The organism is Nocardioides luteus (assembly GCF_015752315.1).
Taxonomy (GTDB): domain Bacteria; phylum Actinomycetota; class Actinomycetes; order Propionibacteriales; family Nocardioidaceae; genus Nocardioides.
Genome location: NZ_JADOVJ010000001.1, coordinates 1,314,320 through 1,332,310, shown reverse-complemented (window position 1 = coordinate 1,332,310; position 17,991 = coordinate 1,314,320). Strand labels below are relative to the sequence as shown.

At 72.2% G+C, this 17,991-nt stretch carries 18 protein-coding genes and 1 riboswitch; of the genes, 14 read left to right on the top strand and 4 right to left on the bottom strand.

Annotated features, from left to right (window positions below):
- Genes HD557_RS06365 through HD557_RS06355 form a run of 3 tightly spaced genes read left to right on the top strand, consistent with a single transcriptional unit; the run spans position 1 to position 1,888 of the window.
- Positions 1-372 (top strand): DUF1048 domain-containing protein, encoded by a 372-nt coding sequence (locus HD557_RS06365; RefSeq protein ID WP_231380198.1) that lies wholly within the window; start codon positions 1-3, stop codon positions 370-372.
- Complete coding sequence (locus HD557_RS06360; RefSeq protein ID WP_196873285.1) at positions 369-1,130, top strand: ABC transporter ATP-binding protein; 762 nt, start codon at positions 369-371, stop codon at positions 1,128-1,130. Before HD557_RS06365 ends, HD557_RS06360 begins: the two co-directional genes overlap by 4 nt.
- Positions 1,127-1,888 carry an ABC transporter permease gene (locus tag HD557_RS06355; RefSeq protein WP_196873284.1) on the top strand — a complete coding sequence of 254 codons (762 nt, stop codon included), beginning with the start codon at positions 1,127-1,129 and terminating at the stop codon, positions 1,886-1,888. Before HD557_RS06360 ends, HD557_RS06355 begins: the two co-directional genes overlap by 4 nt.
- A gap of 36 nt (positions 1,889-1,924) precedes the next feature.
- On the opposite strand, the gene HD557_RS06350 is transcribed toward HD557_RS06355, so the two are convergent.
- Positions 1,925-2,713: a metallophosphoesterase family protein gene (locus HD557_RS06350; protein ID WP_196873283.1), complete on the bottom strand. Its 789-nt coding sequence runs from the start codon at positions 2,711-2,713 to the stop codon at positions 1,925-1,927.
- A gap of 36 nt (positions 2,714-2,749) precedes the next feature.
- Between HD557_RS06350 and cobU the strand changes: the two genes are divergently transcribed.
- On the top strand, positions 2,750-3,289 hold the full coding sequence (gene cobU / locus HD557_RS06345) for a bifunctional adenosylcobinamide kinase/adenosylcobinamide-phosphate guanylyltransferase (protein WP_196873282.1): 540 nt from the start codon (positions 2,750-2,752) through the stop codon (positions 3,287-3,289).
- A gap of 144 nt (positions 3,290-3,433) precedes the next feature.
- On the opposite strand, the gene cobS is transcribed toward cobU, so the two are convergent.
- From cobS to HD557_RS06330, 3 genes are read right to left on the bottom strand one after another with little or no spacing between them, the layout of a single operon-like run.
- Positions 3,434-4,201, bottom strand: coding sequence for an adenosylcobinamide-GDP ribazoletransferase (cobS, locus tag HD557_RS06340; protein ID WP_196873281.1), 768 nt, complete (start codon positions 4,199-4,201; stop codon positions 3,434-3,436).
- Positions 4,201-5,250 (bottom strand): nicotinate-nucleotide--dimethylbenzimidazole phosphoribosyltransferase, encoded by a 1,050-nt coding sequence (gene cobT, locus HD557_RS06335; RefSeq protein ID WP_307785543.1) that lies wholly within the window; start codon positions 5,248-5,250, stop codon positions 4,201-4,203. The genes cobS and cobT overlap by 1 nt, the downstream gene beginning before the upstream one ends.
- 32 nt (positions 5,251-5,282) lie before the next feature.
- On the bottom strand, positions 5,283-6,026 hold the full coding sequence (locus HD557_RS06330) for an IclR family transcriptional regulator (RefSeq protein WP_196873279.1): 744 nt from the start codon (positions 6,024-6,026) through the stop codon (positions 5,283-5,285).
- Positions 6,027-6,098: 72 nt separating this feature from the next.
- Between HD557_RS06330 and pcaH the strand changes: the two genes are divergently transcribed.
- The 10 genes from pcaH (at position 6,099) to HD557_RS06280 (ending at position 17,991) form a co-directional block, all read left to right on the top strand.
- A complete protein-coding gene (gene pcaH / locus HD557_RS06325; protein ID WP_196873278.1) occupies positions 6,099-6,875 on the top strand; it encodes a protocatechuate 3,4-dioxygenase subunit beta in 777 nt (258 codons plus the stop codon).
- On the top strand, positions 6,872-7,423 hold the full coding sequence (gene pcaG, locus HD557_RS06320; RefSeq protein WP_196873277.1) for a protocatechuate 3,4-dioxygenase subunit alpha: 552 nt from the start codon (positions 6,872-6,874) through the stop codon (positions 7,421-7,423). Before pcaH ends, pcaG begins: the two co-directional genes overlap by 4 nt.
- A gap of 8 nt (positions 7,424-7,431) precedes the next feature.
- Positions 7,432-8,688 (top strand): lyase family protein, encoded by a 1,257-nt coding sequence (locus tag HD557_RS06315; protein ID WP_196873276.1) that lies wholly within the window; start codon positions 7,432-7,434, stop codon positions 8,686-8,688.
- Entirely contained in the window at positions 8,688-9,839 is a 1,152-nt protein-coding gene (gene pcaDC / locus HD557_RS06310; RefSeq protein WP_196873275.1) for a bifunctional 3-oxoadipate enol-lactonase/4-carboxymuconolactone decarboxylase PcaDC, read from the top strand. Before HD557_RS06315 ends, pcaDC begins: the two co-directional genes overlap by 1 nt.
- Positions 9,840-9,917: 78 nt before the next feature.
- A complete protein-coding gene (locus HD557_RS06305) occupies positions 9,918-10,478 on the top strand; it encodes a GNAT family N-acetyltransferase (RefSeq protein ID WP_196873274.1) in 561 nt (186 codons plus the stop codon).
- Positions 10,474-10,583, top strand: a riboswitch (cobalamin riboswitch). (Overlaps the previous gene by 5 nt.)
- Positions 10,584-10,633: 50 nt before the next feature.
- Positions 10,634-14,239, top strand: coding sequence for a cobaltochelatase subunit CobN (gene cobN / locus HD557_RS06300; RefSeq protein WP_196873273.1), 3,606 nt, complete (start codon positions 10,634-10,636; stop codon positions 14,237-14,239).
- Positions 14,236-15,009, top strand: coding sequence for a precorrin-6A synthase (deacetylating) (gene cobF, locus HD557_RS06295; RefSeq protein WP_196873272.1), 774 nt, complete (start codon positions 14,236-14,238; stop codon positions 15,007-15,009). The genes cobN and cobF overlap by 4 nt, the downstream gene beginning before the upstream one ends.
- A complete protein-coding gene (locus HD557_RS06290; RefSeq protein WP_196873271.1) occupies positions 15,006-16,601 on the top strand; it encodes a cobyric acid synthase in 1,596 nt (531 codons plus the stop codon). The genes cobF and HD557_RS06290 overlap by 4 nt, the downstream gene beginning before the upstream one ends.
- Positions 16,598-17,323 (top strand): cobalt-precorrin-6A reductase, encoded by a 726-nt coding sequence (locus tag HD557_RS06285; RefSeq protein WP_196873270.1) that lies wholly within the window; start codon positions 16,598-16,600, stop codon positions 17,321-17,323. The genes HD557_RS06290 and HD557_RS06285 overlap by 4 nt, the downstream gene beginning before the upstream one ends.
- A complete protein-coding gene (locus HD557_RS06280; protein WP_196873269.1) occupies positions 17,320-17,991 on the top strand; it encodes a (2Fe-2S) ferredoxin domain-containing protein in 672 nt (223 codons plus the stop codon). The genes HD557_RS06285 and HD557_RS06280 overlap by 4 nt, the downstream gene beginning before the upstream one ends.

The window sequence follows — 17,991 nt, the reverse complement described above, 5'->3', positions numbered from 1 at the left end:
ATGTCTATCCGATCGATGTTCGAGACCGTCGTCGGCGAGCTCGAGCTCAAGAAGCGCTGGCGGCAGCTCAAGTCCCGCAAGCAGCAGCTCCCCGAGAGCCACCGCAAGGCGCACGACGCAGTCGAGCGCTACCTGATGTACTCCGCCGGCATCGCCGACGGCACGATCCTGACGGCGATGGCCGAGGACCTCCTCGACCTCTTCGAGCAGGGCGCCGCCGACGGCACCCCGGTCAGCGCGATCGTCGGCGACAACCCCGTCGAGTTCGCCGAGGAGTTCGCGAGCAACTACTCCGAGGGCGCCTGGATCAAGAAGGAGCGCGCTCGGCTCACCGACGCCATCGAGGCCATCAACAAGGAGGACGAGTCATGAGCGCGACAGCCGCGATCTCCGTACGGGGATTGGAGAAGTCCTACAAGGACAACCAGGTGCTGAGGGGCGTGGACTTCGAGGTGGCGCGAGGCTCGATCTTCGCGCTGCTCGGGTCCAACGGAGCCGGAAAGACCACGGCCGTACGCATCCTCTCGACGCTCCTGAAACCCGATGCCGGCGCGGCGCTGGTCGAGGGCGCCTCGGTTGTGGACGAGGCGCAGCGGGTGCGTGAGGCGATCTCGCTGACCGGCCAGTTCGCGGCGGTCGACGAGATCCTGACCGGGCGGGAGAACCTGGTCCTGGTCGCGAAGCTCCGCCACCTCCCCTCCCCCGGCGACATCGCCGACGGGCTGCTCGAGCGGTTCGACCTGGTCGAGGCGGGCGCCCGGAAGGTCGCGACGTACTCCGGCGGCATGCGGAGGCGGCTGGACATCGCGATGTCGCTGATCGGCTCGCCGTCGGTGATCTTCCTCGACGAGCCGACCACCGGGCTGGACCCGGAGGCGCGGCTGGAGGTGTGGAAGGTCGTCAAGGAGCTGACCGAGCAGGGCACGACCGTCCTGCTCACCACGCAGTACCTGGAGGAGGCCGAGCAGCTCGCCGACCGGATCGCCATCCTCCACGGCGGCACCATCATCGCCAACGGCACCCTCGCCGAGCTCAAGGCGATGCTGCCGCCGGCGAAGGTCGAGTACGTCGAGAAGCAGCCGTCGCTGGAAGAGATCTTCCTTTCGCTCACCGGAAAGAGGCAGTCATGAACAAGCACGCATTCGCCGATGCCAGCACGCTGCTGGGTCGCTCGTTGCGACACATCACCCGCAGCCCGGACACGATCATCACCACCGCGCTCACCCCGATCGCGATGATGCTGCTCTTCGTCTACGTGCTGGGCGGGGCGATCCGCACCGGGACCGACAACTACGTCAACTACGTGCTTCCCGGGATCATGATCATGGCGATCGCCTCGGGCATCGCCTACACCGCGCTCCGGCTCTTCACCGACATGAAGGGCGGGATCTTCGAGCGGTTCCAGTCGATGCCGATCGCCCGGTCCGCGGTGCTGTGGGCCCATGTCGGCACCTCGATGGTGGCCAACATGCTCACCCTGGTGATCATCCTGGGCGTCGCGTTCGTGATGGGGTTCCGCACCTCGGCGGGGCTGGGTGCCTGGCTCGCGGTCGCCGGGATCCTGGCGCTGCTCACCCTGGCGCTGACCTGGCTGGCCGTCATTCCCGGCCTGGCGGCGCAGACCATGGAGGGAGCCACCGGGTTCTCCTACCCGCTGATCTTCCTGCCGTTCATCAGCTCGGCGTTCGCACCGACGGAGACGATGCCCGGTCCGGTGCGCGCCTTCGCCGAGAACCAGCCGGTGACCTCGATCGTCAACACCATCCAGGCGCTCTTCGCCGAGCAGCCGGTCGGTGACGACATCTGGGTGGCGCTGGCCTGGTGCGTGGGCATCCTGGTCGTCTCGTACGCCTTCGCCATGGCCGCCTACCGACGCAAGATCAGTTGAGCACAAGAAGAACCGCAAGAGCGGCGAAGAGCCGATCTACCGCCTCCGGTGGTAGGTCGGCTGCTCGCCGTTCCTGAGGTTGCCCCGGTAGAAGCCCGTGCGCAGCTCGTAGGTGTAGGCCTCGAGCTCGGGCATGCCGACCTCGGCCGCGTACGCGATCTCGGCCTCCACGTCATAGGGGACCCGGACCCACTGGATGCCGAACGGGGCCTCCTGGTCGCTGTCCATGACGCCCTCGAGGATGACGTAGACCGGGGTCGGGTCGCTCATGCAGTTGCCGACGCTGCCGGTGTTGAAGACGGTGCGCCGGTCGCGGTCGGTCTCGTAGTAGGGGTCGTGGGTGTCCGCGTAGCCGACGATGTCGGGCTCCGGACCGTCGAACCCGGTCGCCTCGGTGTTCTGGAACAGGCCCAGGAACTCCTTCTCGTCGTGGTCGAACCTGACTCGGCGGTGGACCGTCTCCTCGGAGGCGTGGAAGAGCCTGACCCTTCGGCCGCTGATCCAGAAGTCGTGGTTGAACGGGAGCGTACGCAGCCACTCGGCCTGCTCCCATGCCTGCAGCCGCCACCACATCAGCCCGACCGACTCACGGCCGAAGTCGGGCTCGGGGGTGAGCAGGAAGTCCTCCCAGTTGCCGAGGATGTTGACCTCGCACCGCTCCCGGCAGAGCTCGGCGACCTCACGCCCTCGCGGGCCCTTGCCGACGTAGTCGCCGAGGTTGAAGATCCGGGTGATTCCTCGCGCCTCGATGTCTGCGAGGACGGCTTCCAGGGCGGTCAGGTTGCCATGTACGTCCGAGATCAGCGCGATGCGCTCTGGGGTCATGGCCGCAGGCTATGCGATGGCTGGGAGACTGGCCGGGTGAGGATTCTGGTGACGGGTGGGGTGCGGTCGGGGAAGTCTCGGCACGCCGAGTCGCTGCTCGCTGCCGCGCCGTCGGTGGCGTACGTCGCGCCCGGGCCGACGCTCGAGGAGGAGCCGGATCCCGACTGGGCCGCACGGCTGGCTTCGCATCAGGCCCGGCGGCCGGAGCGGTGGCGCACGGTCGAGTCGCGGGATCTCGCCGCAGCGCTGGCCGAGGGGCTGGCGGCGGGTGACGCCGTGATGGTCGACTGCCTGGGCACCTGGCTCACCGCCGTCATGGACGCGCGAGGCCTGTGGGAGGCCACCTCGGAGGAGGCCACGGCGGCGGTCTCGGCGCTGGTCGAGGAGGCGACCGCCGTGCTCGGGGACCGGAACGGCGACGTGGTCCTGGTGACCAACGAGGTCGGGCTCGGGGTCGTGCCCGCCCACCGCTCGGGCCGTCTCTTCCGCGATCTGCTCGGGCTGGTCAACCAGCGGCTGGCCGCGGCCTGCGACGAGGTGCACCTCGTCATCGCCGGACGGGTGCTGAAGCTCTAGCCACCCCCGCTGGTCGAGCCGCCGGAGCCGCTAGGCGGAGGCGTGTCGAGACCAACACAGTCCCCTCGAGCGCGGACGGCACCGTGTTGGTCTCGACACGGATTCGCTCGTTCCTCACGAATCCGGCTCGACCAGCGGGGCGCGTCAGGCCAAGGCGACGAGAAGCGCTGCGAGCGCGGCCTCGACGGCGGCACCGAAGACGTCACCGGTCACTCCCCCGAACCGCTTGACCGCCCGCAGGATGATCGCGCCGACGACGACTGCCGCGACGGCGACCGCTAAGGCTCCTCGCCACCACGGCAGGCCGGCCCAGGCACCCGCGCCGGCGAGCGCGGCAGCGACGACGGTCCAGGCGAGGACGGTGACGAGGGGCGGCAGGGTCTGGGTGAACGTTCGTCCCAGCCCGTCCTCCCGCGCCGGCCTGATGCCGCGGGTGCAGCACAGTGCGAGCGCCGCGCGCGAGGCGCAGACGGCGACCGCCACGAGCACCGAGGAGCGTACGAGCCCACCGTCCAGCAGCGAGGCCAGCGCCGCCACCTGGAGACCGAGGACGAGGACGATCGCGGTGACACCGGCCGGGCCGGAGGTGCCGGTCTTCATGACCGCCAGCGAGCGCTCGCGGTCGTAGGAGGCGGCCATGCCGTCGACCGTGTCGGCGAGGCCGTCGAGGTGGAACGCCCGGTTGCCGGCGACCACGGCGCCGATCGCGAGCAGCGCGGTGACCAGGTGCGGTAGCGCGGCGAGCTGCCCAAGGAGTGCGATAGCGCCGGCACCCAGTGCCAGCGGCAGAGCGGCCAGTGGCGCGACCGCCATCGCCACCGCGGCGCGGCGGCGGTCGACGAGCTCGGGAGGGGGCACGGGCATCGCGGTCAGCGTGCCGACCGCGAGACGCCAGGCGTCCCGCACGAGCATCAGGCAGGCTCTCCCGGAGCAAGCTCGGAGAGCAGGGCGACGTCGCGCAGCAGGGCGACGGCGCTGCGTACGACCGGCACCGCGGCGACGGCGCCGGAGCCCTCGCCGAGCCTCAGGTCGAGGTCGAGCAGCGGCACCAGGCCGAGCTTCTCCAGGGCCATCGACTGGGCCGGCTCGGTGGAGCGGTGGCCGGCGGCGAACCAGGCCGCGGCGCCGGGCTCGATCCGGTCGGCGGTGAGGGCGCAGGCGACGCTCATCAGGCCGTCGAGAAGGACCGGGACGCCCTGACGGGCGGCCTCGAGGAGGTAGCCGGTGGTCGCGGCGAGGTCGGCGCTGCCGAGGGCGGCGAGGGTCTGGACCGGGTCGGCGGCGCGCTCGCCGGCACGAGTGAGCGCCGCGGTGATGACGTCGGTCTTGGTGCGCAGCGCCTCGTCGTCGATGCCGGTGCCGCGACCGGTGACCTCGCTCGCGGGCAGGCCGAGCCCGGCGGCCACCATCGCGGCCGCGGGCGTGGTGTTGCCGATGCCCATGTCACCGCTGATCAGCAGCTGCGCACCGGCCGCGATCTCCTCGCGGGCCACGGCGGCGCCGGCCTCCAGCGCGGCGGTGGTCTCCTCGGCGGTCAGCGCGTCCTCGAGGTGGATCGCGCCGCTCCCCCGCCGGATCTTGTGCGCGGTCAGCGCCTCACGGGTCGCCGCGTCGAGGTCCTCGAACTCCTCGTCGACGCCGAGGTCGAGCACCCGGACCTGGACACCGTGCGCCTTGGCGAGCGCGCTGACGCCGGCCCGGCCGCCCAGGAACGTACGCACCATCGCGCCCGTGATCGCCGGCGGGAACGCGGAGACCCCGTGCTGGGCGACGCCGTGGTCGCCGGCGAAGATCACCAGGCGTACGTCGTCGACCGGTCGCGGCGGCACCTCGCCCTGGCACGCCGCCACCCAGACCGCCAGCTCTCCGAGGCGGCCCAGGGCACCCGGCGGCGTCGCGAGGGCTCCCAGGCGCTCGGCGGCGGCGCGGCGTACGTCTTCGTTCGGGGTCTGGATCGTCACCAGCGCAAGGTACCCCACCCCGCTCTGCGGCTTCATCCGAGTCCGCGGGAGACGCCCTGGGCGGCGACCTTCAGCGCGGAGACGAGGCGGAGCCGGTTGCGGCGGAGATCGGAGACGACGATGCCGAGGGAGCCCACGACTCCGGACGAGGTGGTGATCGGGACCGCGACCGAGCAGGCGCCGAGAGTCATCTCCTCGGCGGTGGTGGCATAGCCCTCGGCGAGCACCCGGTCGAGCTGGCGGCGCAGCAGCCCGGGCGTGGTGATGGTGTGGCGGGTGAACGGCTTGAGCGGGGCGGACAGCACCCGGTTGCGTACGTCCTCGGGCGCATGGGCCAGGAGGACCTTGCCGACACCGGTGGAGTACATCGGCAGGCGGGAGCCGACGGAGGAGACGATGGGTACGTTGCGGGTGCCGCGCAGCGTCTCGAGATAGAGGACGTGGTCGTCCTCGCGCACGGCCAGGTGGACCGTCTCCAGCGTCGCGCCGTAGAGGTCGTGGAGGAACGGCGCCGCGACCGAGCGCAGGTCGGTGGCGACCGGGGCGAGCAGGCCGGCGTCCCACAGCCGCCGGCCGACGGCGTAGGTGCCGTCCTCCTCCCGCACCAGGGCACCCCAGTCGACCAGCTCGGCGACCAGGCGGTGGGCGGTCGGGAGCGAGACGTCGGCCCGGGTCGCGAGCTCGCTCAGCGTCAGCCGCCGGTGGGACGCGTCGAAGGCGCCGATGAGACCGAGGACGCGCGAGGCGACCGTCCGCCCTCCGCTGCCACCTGCCATTCGACCCACCTACTTTCGCTCAGCGGAAGTCCGCGCTTTCATCGTACGTCTCCCCCACCTAGCGTTCGGAATGTGACAGCGCCCACCAGGAAACAACCAGTCGAGACCCAGGCGGACCTCTCGGCCGAGATCGCCAAGATCGAGGCGGACGCAGCGGGCCAGAACGTACGTCAGCCGCTGCTGGACTACCCGCCCTACCGGTCCAGCATGCTGCGCCACCCCACCAAGGACCCGCGCCATGCCGACCCCGAGACCATCGAGCTGTGGTCGCCGTGCTTCGGGCACACCGACGTGGACCCGCTCGAGGCCGACCTGACCATCGCCGGCAGCGGCGAGCCGATCGGCGAGCGGATCACGGTCAGCGGCCGGGTCCTCGACGGCGAGGGCCGCCCCGTACGGAACCAGCTCGTCGAGATCTGGCAGGCCAACTCCGCCGGCCGCTACATCCACAAGCACGAGCAGCACCCGGCACCGCTCGACCCCAACTTCACCGGCGTGGGCCGCTGCATCACCGACTCCGAGGGGCGCTACCGGTTCCAGACGATCAAGCCCGGCCCCTACCCGTGGGGCAACCACATCAACGCCTGGCGGCCGGCGCACATCCACTTCTCGCTCTTCGGGCGCGCGTTCACGCAGCGGCTGATCACGCAGATGTACTTCCCCAGCGACCCGCTCTTCGCGCTCGACCCGATCTACCAGTCGATCACCTCGCAGAAGGACCGGGACGCGCTGGTGGCGACGTACGACCACGACCTCACCATCCCCGAGTACTCGATGGGCTACAGCTGGGACATCGTCCTGACCGGCCCGAGCCGCACCTGGACCGAGCCCGAGGAGGGCGACCTGTGACCACCTCTCCGCTCCCGACGCCGGGCCAGACGATCGGCCCCTTCTTCGGCTACGCGCTCCCCTACGAGGGCGACGCCGACCTGGTCCCGCCGGGCAGCCCGGGCTCGATCCGGCTGCACGGCTGGGTCTACGACGGCGCCGGCAACCCGATCCCCGACGCGCTCCTCGAGATCTGGCAGACCGACGCCGAGGGCAACGTGCCACAGGCCGAGGGGTCGCTGCACCGCGACGGCTGGACCTTCACCGGCTGGGGCCGCGCCGACACCGACCTGAACGGCCACTACACCTTCTCGACGGTGCTCCCGGGTCCGTCCGCGGAAGGGGCGGCGCCGTTCTTCGCCCTCACCGTCTTCGCCCGTGGCCTGCTCGACAAGCTGCAGACCCGGATCTACCTGCCCAAGCACCCCGCCAACGCCGGCGACCCCCTGCTGGTGTCGCTGTCCGAGGACGAGCGTGCGACGCTGGTGGCCACCGCGGACGCAACCGGGTTGCGGTTCGACATCCACCTCCAGGGCGACCGCGAGACCACCTTTCTCAACTACGGCTGAGGAGTCGAATGTCGCTGCTGTGGCCAGGCGAGGAGCGCGCCGGGGATCTCTTCTCCGAGGCGGCCTATCTCGCCGCGATGGTTCGGGTCGAGGAGACCTGGCTGGCCGCGACCGCGTCCTCGGGGATCGCCCCCGAGGAGGCGCGTACGCCGCTGGCCGGCCTGGTCTCCGGGGCCGATGTTCCGGGGCTGGCTGAGGGCGCCGAGGCCGGCGGCAACCCGGTCATCGGCCTGGTGAAGCTCCTGCGGGGCCGGCTCGACGGTGAGGCCGCCCGGTGGCTCCACAAGGGCCTGACCAGCCAGGACGTCGTCGACACCGCGCTCGTGCTCTGCCTGCGCGACGTGCTCGACCGGGTCGAGGACGAGCTCGCGGCGCAGGCCGCCTCGTTGGTGGGTCTTGCCCGGGAGCACCGCGCCACCGTGATGTCGGGCCGCACCCTGACCCAGCACGCGGTGCCGGTCACCTTCGGCCTCAAGGCCGCGACCTGGCTCGCCGGCCTGGCCGATGCCGCCGAGGCGCTCCGTCGCGCGCGGACGTCGCTGCCCGCCCAGATCGGCGGCGCGGCCGGCACCCTGGCCGCGGTCGTCGGGCTGGCCCGGCTCCGGGGTCTGGCCGACCCGGTCGGCGCGGCGCAGACCGCGGCCGACGCCACCGCGACCGCCCTCGGACTGACCCCGCGGGCGCCCTGGCACACCACCCGTGCCCCGCTGACCGCAGCCGGCGACGCGCTGGTGACTGCGGCCGACGCCTGGGGCCGGATCGCCACCGACATCACCCTGCTCACCCGCCCCGAGATCGGCGAGCTCGCCGAGCCGGCGGGCGAGGGGCGCGGCGGCTCCTCGACGATGCCGCACAAGTCCAACCCGGTGCTCTCGGTCCTCGTCCGCCGCCACGCGCTGGCCGCTCCCCCGCTGGCCGCGACGCTCCACACCGCCGCGGCGAGCTACGTCGACGAGCGCCCCGACGGCGCCTGGCACGTCGAGTGGGAGACCCTGCAGACCCTGGCCCGGCGCAGCGTCGTCGCCGCCTCGCAGACCACCGAGCTGCTCGCCGGGCTCCGCGTCGACGCCGCCCGGATGCGCGCCACCGCCGAGGCCGCGGGTGCGGACCTGCTGGCCGAGCAGCGGTCGCTGACCGGGTTCGTGGGGGGCGAGATCCTGGCCGGCTCCGAGGCAGCCGCAGGTCTCGACGACTATCTCGGGGCCACCGACGCCCTCATCGACTCCGCGGTCGCCCGCGCCCACGAACTCTGGAAGGACCTGTGATGACGCCGAGGATCACCCCTGTCGAGCTGGCCGGAGACCCGAGCAAGCCGGTGCTGGTCGTCGGCCCGTCGCTGGGCACCTCGGTCACCGCGCTCTGGTCCGCCACGGCCGAGCTGCTCGCGGACCGCTTCCACGTCATCGGCTGGGAGCTCCCGGGCCACGGCCACGGGGCACCGACCACCGACGCGTTCTCGATGGCCGATCTCGCCGCCGGCGTGCTCGCCTGCGTCGACCGGGTCCTCACCGACCGCGGCGAGCGCCACGGCACGTTCGCCTACGCCGGCGACTCGGTCGGCGGCGCCGTCGGCCTCCAGCTCCTGCTCGACGCGCCCGCCCGGGTGAGCGCCGCCGTGCTCACCAACACCGGCGCCAAGATCGGCGAGCCCGACGGCTGGAACGACCGCGCCACGACCGTACGCAGCGCCGGCACCGCCTCCCAGATCGCCGGCTCCACCCAGCGCTGGTTCTCCCCCGGCTTCCTCGAGCGCGAGCCCGCGCGGGGCGGCGCCCTGCTCCACTCCCTGCGCGACGCCGACGCGGAGAGCTACGCGCTCGTGTGTGATGCGCTGGCGGCGTACGACGTGCGCGGGCGGCTCGCCGAGATCACTGCGCCGGTCCTGGCGATCGCGGGTGTCGACGACGCCCCGACCCCGCCCGCCTCGCTGGAGGAGGTCGCCGTCGGGGTGCGCGACGGGCGACTCGTCACCCTCGACGCCGTCGGCCACCTCGCCCCCGCCGAGGCACCGCACGCCGTCTCCAGCCTGATCACCGCCCACGTGACCGCGGCCGACCCGGCCTACGCGGCCGGGATGAACGTACGCCGCCAGGTGCTCGGCGACGCCCACGTCGACCGCGCCACCGCCGCGATCACCGACATCAACCGCGACTACCAGGACCTGATCACCCGCTATGCCTGGGGCACGATCTGGACCCGCCCCGGCCTCGCCCGCCGCGACCGCTCGATCGGCGTCCTCACCGCCCTCGTCGCGGGGCGCCACTTCGAGGAGCTCGAGTTCCACCTCCGCGCCGCCCTCACCAACGGGCTCACCCGTGAGGAGATCGTCGAGGTGCTCCTGCAGACCTCGATCTACGTCGGCGTACCCGCCGCCAACACCGCGTTCGCCGTCGCCAACCGGGTGCTGAACGAATGACCGTCTCGCTGGCGCTCGCGGCTCGACCTGCGTAGAAACCAGGTGCCGGCGGCGTACGTCCTGGCTAACGTCTCGCCCATGCCGCAAGCCCGACTGCGCACCGAGCGCCTCGACCTGGTCCCGCTGAGCGAGGAGCATCTGCCGTTCCTGATCGACCTCAACTCCGATCCGGTGGTGCTGCGCTACCTGTTCACCCGGGCACTCACGCCCGCGGAGACCGAGGAGCGGATGCACACCTGGATCCGGGCGGCCAAGGAGACCGAGGCGCAGGGCAAGTGGATCGGGTACGCAGCGGGTGAGGCCGTCGGGCTCTACATGCTCGAGCCGCCCGACGCCCCGCCCCGGACCGATGCCGCCGAGCTGGGCTACCGGCTGCCGCAGCGACACTGGCGCAAGGGTTACGCGAAGGAGGGGTCGCTCGAGCTGCTCCGGCACGCCTTCGAGGACCTCGGCTTCGACCGGGTGATCGCGCAGACGATGGCCGTCAACGAGCCCTCGCGGGCCACGATGGCGTCGGTCGGGATGAGCTTCGTGCGCGCCTTCCACCAGGACTTCGAGGAACCGCTCCTCGGACATGCCGACGGCGAGGTCGAGTACGAGATCACCCGCGAGACCTGGCTCGCGCACCGGGCGGGGTAGGCTGCGAGCACGCTCGTGGCGCAGGAACCCGGTGAGAGTCCGGGGCGGTTCCGCCACTGTGACGTCCGTTCCGACGCTGGGCACGGGCACAGCCAGACACTGGCCGCGGGCATCCGACCGATCGACGGGGCGAGAACCCCTAGGAGGACCCCGGCATGGCCGACCCTGCACGCGTACGCATCGCCCTTCTGTCCACCTCGGACACCGACCTGCTCTCGGCCCGTGCCAGCGGAGCCGACTACGCCTGGGCGAACCCGTCGCGGGCGACCGACCTCGAGACCGTCGTCGCCGACGCCGACCTGGTGGTCTTCCGGCTCCTCGGCTCCCCCACCGACCTGTGGGACGGCCTGAGCGCCGTCAAGGAGCGCGGCACCCCGGTGGTGGTCCTCGGCGGCGAGCAGCAGCCGAGCGCCGAGCTGATGGAGCACTCCACGGTCCCGATGGGCGTCGCCGCGGAGGCCCACCGCTACCTCGCCGAGGGCGGGCCGGCCAACCTCGCCCAGCTGCACGCGTTCCTCTCCGACACGGTCCTGCTGACCGGGTTCGGGTTCGAGCCGCCGGCGGAGGTGCCGGCCTGGGGGTTCGCGGAGCGGCCTTCGCAGGCCGACGACACCCGACCGCGCATCGGCGTCCTCTACTACCGCGCCCACGAGACCAGCGGGAACACCGCGTTCGCGCACGCGCTCGCCGACGCCATCGACGCGACCGGCGCGGCCACCGGCGTACCCGTCTTCGCGGGCTCGCTCCGCTCGGCCCCCGACGACCTCTACGAGGCGCTCGGCACCCTCGACGCGCTGATCGTGACCGTGCTCGCGGCCGGCGGGTCCGTGCCCGCGTCCGCCTCCGCCGGCGGTGAGGACGAGGCCTGGGACGTCGAGCGGATGGCGGCGCTGGACATCCCTGTGCTCCAGGGCCTCTGCCTGACCAGCTCGCGCGCGGAGTGGGAGGCCTCCGACGACGGTGTGACGCCGCTCGACTCGGCCAACCAGATCGCGATCCCGGAGTTCGACGGCCGGATCATCACCGCTCCGTTCTCCTTCAAGGAGCTCGACGAGCAGGGGCTCCCCCACTACGTCGCCGACCCCGAGCGGGCCGCGCGCGTGGCCCGGATCGCGGTCAATCACGCCCGGCTCCGCCACACCCCCAACCCCGAGAAGCGCCTCGCGCTGGTGCTCTCCGCCTACCCCACCAAGCACGCCCGCATCGGCAACGCGGTCGGCCTGGACACCCCGGTCTCCGCGATCCGGATGCTGCGCCGGCTCCGTGAGGAGGGCTACGACCTGGGCCAGAACAACGAGGTCGTACGCATCCTCGACTCCGTCGCCACCGAGGAGGGCGACACCGCTGCCGGCGACGCGCTGATCCACGCGCTGATCGCGGCCGGCGGCCAGGACGAGGAGTGGCTGACCAACGCCCAGCTCACCGACGCCCACGTCCGCATCTCCAAGGCCGACTACGACGCGTGGACCGCCGATCTCCCCGCCGACCTGCGCGAGCAGATGGTCGAGACCTGGGGCCCGACGCCGGGCGAGCTCTTCGTCAACGACTCCGGCGAGCTCGTGCTGGCCACGCTCCAGGCCGGCAACATCGTCATCCTGATCCAGCCGCCGCGCGGGTTCGGCGAGAACCCGGTCGCGATCTACCACGACCCCGACCTGCCGCCCTCGCACCACTATCTGGGCGCCTACCGCTGGCTCGAGCACGGCTTCCGCGCCGACGCCGTCGTCCACCTCGGCAAGCACGGCTCGATGGAGTGGCTGCCGGGCAAGAACGCAGCGCTGTCGGCGTCATGCGGCCCGGATGCGGCCATCGGCAACATGCCGCTGATCTACCCGTTCCTGGTCAACGACCCGGGCGAGGGCGCCCAGGCCAAGCGCCGGGCGCACGCCACGATCATCGACCACCTGGTGCCGCCGATGGCCCGCGCGGAGTCCTACGGCGACATCGCCCGGCTGGAGTCGCTGATGGAGGAGTACGACCGGATCTCCTCCATGGACCCGGCCAAGCTGCCCGCCATCCGCGGCGAGATCTGGCAGCTGATGAAGGCCGCCGAGCTCCACCGCGACCTCGGCATGGAGGAGCGCCCCGAGGACGACGACTTCGACGACTTCATGCTCCACATCGACGGCTGGCTCTGCGAGATCAAGGACGCCCAGATCCGCGACGGCCTGCACGTGCTCGGCGGCACCCCCGAGGGCGAGGCGCGGGTCAACCTGGTCCTCTCCATCCTGCGCGCCGCGCAGGTGTGGGGTGGCGTCGGCGGGGCCGTGCCCGGTCTGCGGGCGGCGCTCGGCCTCAAGGAGGGTGCGGACACCCGCGCCGTCGACGAGATCGAGACCCAGGCGCGCGACCTGGTGCAGCGGATGGACGCGGCCGGCTGGGACCCGGCGGTCGCCGAGACGCTCCACGACGACCCGGCTGTCCAGCAGGTGCTCGCCTTCGCCGCGACCGAGGTCGTGCCCCGGCTGGCGAAGACCACCGACGAGCTGTCCGCGGTGCTGCACGCCCTGGACGGTGGCTTCGTCCCCGCGGGGCCGTCGGGCTCGCCGCTGCGGGGGCTCGTCAACGTACTTCCGACGGGGCGCAACTTCTACACCGTCGACCCGCGCGCGGTCCCGAGCCGGCTGGCGTGGCAGACCGGGCAGGCGATGGCCGACTCGCTGCTGCAGCGCTACCTCGACGAGACCGGCGACTACCCGACGTCGGTCGGGCTCTCCGTGTGGGGCACGAGTGCGATGCGTACGTCCGGCGACGACGTCGCCGAGGTGCTCGCGCTGCTCGGGGTGCGTCCCGAGTGGGACGAGGCCTCCCGCCGCATCACCCACCTCGACGTCATCCCGCTGGCCGAGCTCGGCCGGCCCCGCATCGACGTGACCGTACGCATCTCCGGCTTCTTCCGCGACGCGTTCCCGCACGTCGTCTCGATGCTCGACGACGCGGTCCGGATGGTGGCCGACCTGGACGAGCCGGCCGAGGACAACTTCGTCCGGGCGCACACCCTCGAGGACCTCGCCGAGCACGGCGACCAGCGCCGCGCGACGTCCCGGATCTTCGGCTCCAAGCCCGGCTCGTACGGCGCCGGGATCCTGCAGGTGATCGAGGCTGGCAACTGGCGCTCCGACCAGGACCTCGCCGACGTGTACGCAGCCTGGGGCGGCTTCGCCTACGGCCGCGACCTCGACGGCGCCCCGGCGGCCGACGACATGCGCGCCAACTACCGCCGGATCAAGGTCGCCGCCAAGAACGTCGACTCCGCCGAGCACGACATCGCCGACTCCGACGACTACTTCCAGTACCACGGCGGCATGGTCGCCACCGTCCGCGCGCTGACCGGTTCGGATCCGAAGGCGTACGTCGGCGACTCGACCTCGCCCGACGCCATCAAGACCCGGACGCTGCAGGAGGAGACCAACCGTGTCTTCCGGGCCCGGGTGGTCAACCCGCGCTGGATCTCGGCGATGCAGCGCCACGGCTACAAGGGCGCCTTCGAGCTGGCCGCGACCGTCGACTACCTCTTCGGCTTCGACGCGACCGCCGGTGTGGTGCAGGACTGGATGTACGAGAAGCTCGCGCGCGAGTACGTCCTGGACGAGACCAACCAGGAGTTCATGCGCTCCTCGAACCCGTGGGCGCTGCGCGGCATCGTCGAGCGGCTGCACGAGGCGGCCGAGCGGGGGCTGTGGGAGGAACCCGACCCCGAGGTCGTCGCTGCGATGCGGGAGATCTATCTCGACATCGAAGGTGACCTGGAGGAAGAGTGACGCGTCGGATCAAGATCATCGGCGTCGGCCCCGGCGACCCCGACCAGGTCACCCTCGAGGCCGTCGCCGCGATGCGGTCGGTCGACTACTTCCTGGTCACCGACAAGTCGGGCACGGTCAAGAAGGGCATGCCGGACCCGCTGGTGCGAGCCCGCGAGGAGCTCCTCGACCGCCATCTCGACCAGCCGGCCCGGGTGGTCAAGGTCGACGACGCACCCCGCGAGCGGCGCGAGGAGTTCACCGGGACCGACGAGGAGTACCGGGCCGCGGTCGCCGACTGGCACCGCGCCCGGGTCGAGCGCTACCTCGCCGTGCTCGCCGAGCACCCCGGTGACGTCGGCTTCCTCGTCTGGGGCGACCCGGCCTTCTACGACTCCACGATTCGCGTCGTCGACCAGATCGCCGAGCAGCTCGACATCGAGGTCGACGTCATCCCCGGGATCTCCTCGGTGCAGCTGCTCGCGGCGCGCCACCGCCTGGTGCTCCACGACGTCGGCCGTCCGCTCTACGTCACCACTGGCCGCGCGGTGCTCGAGGCCGTCGAGGCCGGCCACGACAACCTCGTGGTGATGCTCAACCGCGTCGTCGAACTCCCGGGGCTCGAGGACTGGCGGATCTGGTGGGGCGGCAACCTCGGCACGCGTGAGGAGGAGCTGGTCGCGGGCACCGTCGGCGAGGTCCTGCCCGCCATCGATGAGGCACGCGCCCGGCTGCGCGAGACGTCCGGCTGGGTGATGGACATCTACCTCCTGCGGGCTCCGCGCCGATGAGCGGATTGCTGGTCGCCGGCACCACCTCGGATGCGGGCAAGTCGGTCGTGGCGACCGGGCTGTGCCGGGCGTTCGCCCGCCGCGGCGTGAAGGTGGCGCCCTACAAGGCCCAGAACATGTCCAACAACTCGATGGTCTGCGAGGCGCCTGACGGGACGACCGCGGAGATCGGCCGGGCCCAGTGGGTCCAGGCGCTGGCGGCACGGGTCGCCCCGGAGCCGGCGATGAACCCGGTGCTGCTCAAGCCCGGCTCCGACCGCCGCAGCCATGTCGTGCTGATGGGCCATCCCGCCGGCGAGGTCTCCTCCCACGACTGGGAGCACGGGCGCCGGCATCTGGCGACCGCGGCCCACGCTGCGTACGACGATCTCGCCTCGCGCTTCGAGGTGATCGTCGCCGAGGGGGCCGGCAGCCCGGCCGAGATCAACCTGCGGGCCGGCGACTACGTCAACATGGGACTGGCCCGGCATGCCGGGCTGCCGACGATCGTCGTCGGCGACATCGACCGCGGCGGGGTGTTCGCGGCGATGTACGGCACCCTGGCCCTCCTCGAACCCGAGGACCAGGCCCTGATCAGCGGCTTCGTCATCAACAAGTTCCGCGGCGACGCGGGTCTGCTGAAGCCCGGGCTCGACTCGCTGGAGTCGCTCACCGAGCGCCGGGTCTTCGGGGTGCTGCCCTGGGAGCCGTCGCTGTGGCTCGACTCCGAGGACGCGCTCGACCTGGAGGGCCGTCGTGCGGCGGCCGGCGCCACCCGCAAGGTCGCGGTCGTACGCCTCCCTCGCATCTCCAACTTCACCGACGTCGACGCGCTCGGTCTAGAGCCGGACCTCGACGTCGTCTTCGCCTCCTCCCCGGCCGACGTCGCCGACGCCGACCTGGTGGTCCTGCCGGGCACCCGGTCCACGATCAGCGACCTGGCCTGGCTCCGCTCGCGCGGCCTCGACGTCGCCCTGATCGAGCACGTACGCCGCGGCCGCCCGCTCCTCGGGATCTGCGGTGGCTTCCAGATGCTCGGCGGCGTCATCGCCGACCCCGACGGGGTCGAGGGGTCGGTCACCGAGGTCGAGGGACTGGGCCTGCTCGACGTCCGCACCGACTTCGCCCCCGCCAAGAACCTCCGCCTGCCCACCGGCCCGGCCCTCGGGGTCGAGGCGAGCGGCTACGAGATCCACCACGGCCGGATCACCCGCGGCGACGGGGTCACCGAGTTCCTCGGTGGCGCGCAGGCCGGCAACGTCTTCGGGACGATGTGGCACGGCTCCTTGGAGGGCGACGCCCTCCGGGGCGCGTTCCTGCAGGCGACGCTGGGTCGCGAACCCTCCTCGGTCTCCTTCCCGGCGGCCCGTGAACGCCGCCTGGACCTGATCGCCGACCTCGTCGAGGAGCACCTCGACGTCGACGCCCTGCTCGACCTCGCCGTCTCCCCCGTCGGTCGAGCCGACGTCGTGAGGGACGAACGACGTCGTGTCGAGACCAACACAGTCCCCTCGAGGTCGACAGAGGACTGTGTTGGTCTCGACACGCCTCCGCCTAACGGCTCCGGCGGCTCGACCAGCGGGGGCGGCTCGACCAGCGGGGGTATCCGATGAGGCTGCTGATCCTGGGCGGGACCGGGGAGGCTCGGGACCTGGCGGCACGGCTGGTCGAGGAGAGGGTGGCGGTCACCTCCTCGTTGGCGGGCCGGGTGGCTCGGCCGCGGCTGCCGGTGGGGGCGGTGCGGATCGGCGGCTTCGGAGGGGTCGAGGGCTTGAGGGGGGCTCTCGACCACTTCGACGCCGTCGTCGACGCGACGCACCCGTTCGCGCGCGGCATCTCGGCCAACGCGGCCACGGCCTGCGCGCAGACCGGGCATCCGCTGCTCCGGCTGGAGCGGCCGGGCTGGCCGGCGGACCCGTCCTGGACCTACGTCGACACCCACGACGAGGCCGCCGCGCTCGCCTCCGGTCTCGGGAGGCGTCCCTTCATCACCGTCGGACGCCAGGAGCTGGCCCGGTTCGTCCCGGCGCTCGCGGGCCACGAGGCTCTGGCCCGCGTGGTCGACCCGCCCGACCTCGACCTGCCCGAGCCCTGGACGCTGCTGACCAGCCGTGGCCCCTACGAGATCGAGGGCGAGCTCGCGCTGATGCATGAGCACCGCACCGACGTGCTCATCACCAAGGACTCCGGCGGCACCTTCACCTGGCCGAAGATGGCCGCGGCCGCCGAGCTCGGCGTGCCCGTCGTGGTCGTACGCCGACCCACCGCCGCCGACGGCGTCCGCACCGTCGACGACGTCGCCGAGGCGGTCGCCTGGGTCCGGAGCCTCGGATGAGGGTGGTCGTCGGGATGTCGGTGACCGACGTCGACCGCCGCCAGGACCTGCTCGGTTGGGCCGGCGAGCTCGACGCGAGCCTCGCCTTCCTGCAGATGGGCGGCCCGTCCCTCTCCGCAGAGCTGACCCGGCTCGCCGACGCCGGTGCGGAGACGATCACCCTGGCCGGGGTCAGCCTCGGCCCGCTCGCCCCGGGCCACTCCTGGCTGCGCCGGATCGCGGCCCACTGGTGGCGCGAGCGCGCGGGCGAGCCTCCCACGATCCAGGTGGCGACCGCTCTGGCGACCACGCGTGACGAGCTCGCCGAGGTGCTGGCCGAGACCAGACCGATCACCGGCACCGAGCCCGGGCTCACCTCCCCCGCCTGGGAGCGGGTCCCCGGCCACGTACGTCAGGTGCTGATCTGCCGCGGCCCGCGCTGCACCGCGAAGGGCTCCGAGGAGGTGGCCAGGGCGGTCGTCCTGGGCGCGATGGAGGCCGGTCTCGGCGACGACGACCTGCTGATCACCCACACCGGCTGCCAGTTCCCGTGCAACCAGGCGCCGGTGCTCAGCGTGCAGCCCGACGACGTCTGGTACGGCAACGTGGAAGCGGCCGCCGCCCGGGTGATCGTGCGCGATCACCTGGACGGCGGCCGTCCCGTGGAGGCCTACCGCCTCCCCCGCTAG

What these genes read in the sequence shown, in the direction of transcription:
- HD557_RS06355 (WP_196873284.1), top strand. Translation starts at nt 1,127, where the DNA reads ATGAACAAGCACGCATTCGCCGATGCCAGCACGCTGCTGGGTCGCTCG.
- HD557_RS06290 (WP_196873271.1), top strand. Translation starts at nt 15,006, where the DNA reads ATGAGCGGATTGCTGGTCGCCGGCACCACCTCGGATGCGGGCAAGTCG.
- HD557_RS06285 (WP_196873270.1), top strand. Translation starts at nt 16,598, where the DNA reads ATGAGGCTGCTGATCCTGGGCGGGACCGGGGAGGCTCGGGACCTGGCG.
- HD557_RS06315 (WP_196873276.1), top strand. Translation starts at nt 7,432, where the DNA reads ATGTCGCTGCTGTGGCCAGGCGAGGAGCGCGCCGGGGATCTCTTCTCC.
- HD557_RS06280 (WP_196873269.1), top strand. Translation starts at nt 17,320, where the DNA reads ATGAGGGTGGTCGTCGGGATGTCGGTGACCGACGTCGACCGCCGCCAG.
- HD557_RS06330 (WP_196873279.1), bottom strand. Translation starts at nt 6,026, where the DNA reads ATGGCAGGTGGCAGCGGAGGGCGGACGGTCGCCTCGCGCGTCCTCGGT.
- cobS (WP_196873281.1), bottom strand. Translation starts at nt 4,201, where the DNA reads ATGCTCGTGCGGGACGCCTGGCGTCTCGCGGTCGGCACGCTGACCGCG.
- HD557_RS06305 (WP_196873274.1), top strand. Translation starts at nt 9,918, where the DNA reads ATGCCGCAAGCCCGACTGCGCACCGAGCGCCTCGACCTGGTCCCGCTG.
- pcaDC (WP_196873275.1), top strand. Translation starts at nt 8,688, where the DNA reads ATGACGCCGAGGATCACCCCTGTCGAGCTGGCCGGAGACCCGAGCAAG.
- HD557_RS06365 (WP_231380198.1), top strand. Translation starts at nt 1, where the DNA reads ATGTCTATCCGATCGATGTTCGAGACCGTCGTCGGCGAGCTCGAGCTC.
- HD557_RS06350 (WP_196873283.1), bottom strand. Translation starts at nt 2,713, where the DNA reads ATGACCCCAGAGCGCATCGCGCTGATCTCGGACGTACATGGCAACCTG.
- cobN (WP_196873273.1), top strand. Translation starts at nt 10,634, where the DNA reads ATGGCCGACCCTGCACGCGTACGCATCGCCCTTCTGTCCACCTCGGAC.
- HD557_RS06360 (WP_196873285.1), top strand. Translation starts at nt 369, where the DNA reads ATGAGCGCGACAGCCGCGATCTCCGTACGGGGATTGGAGAAGTCCTAC.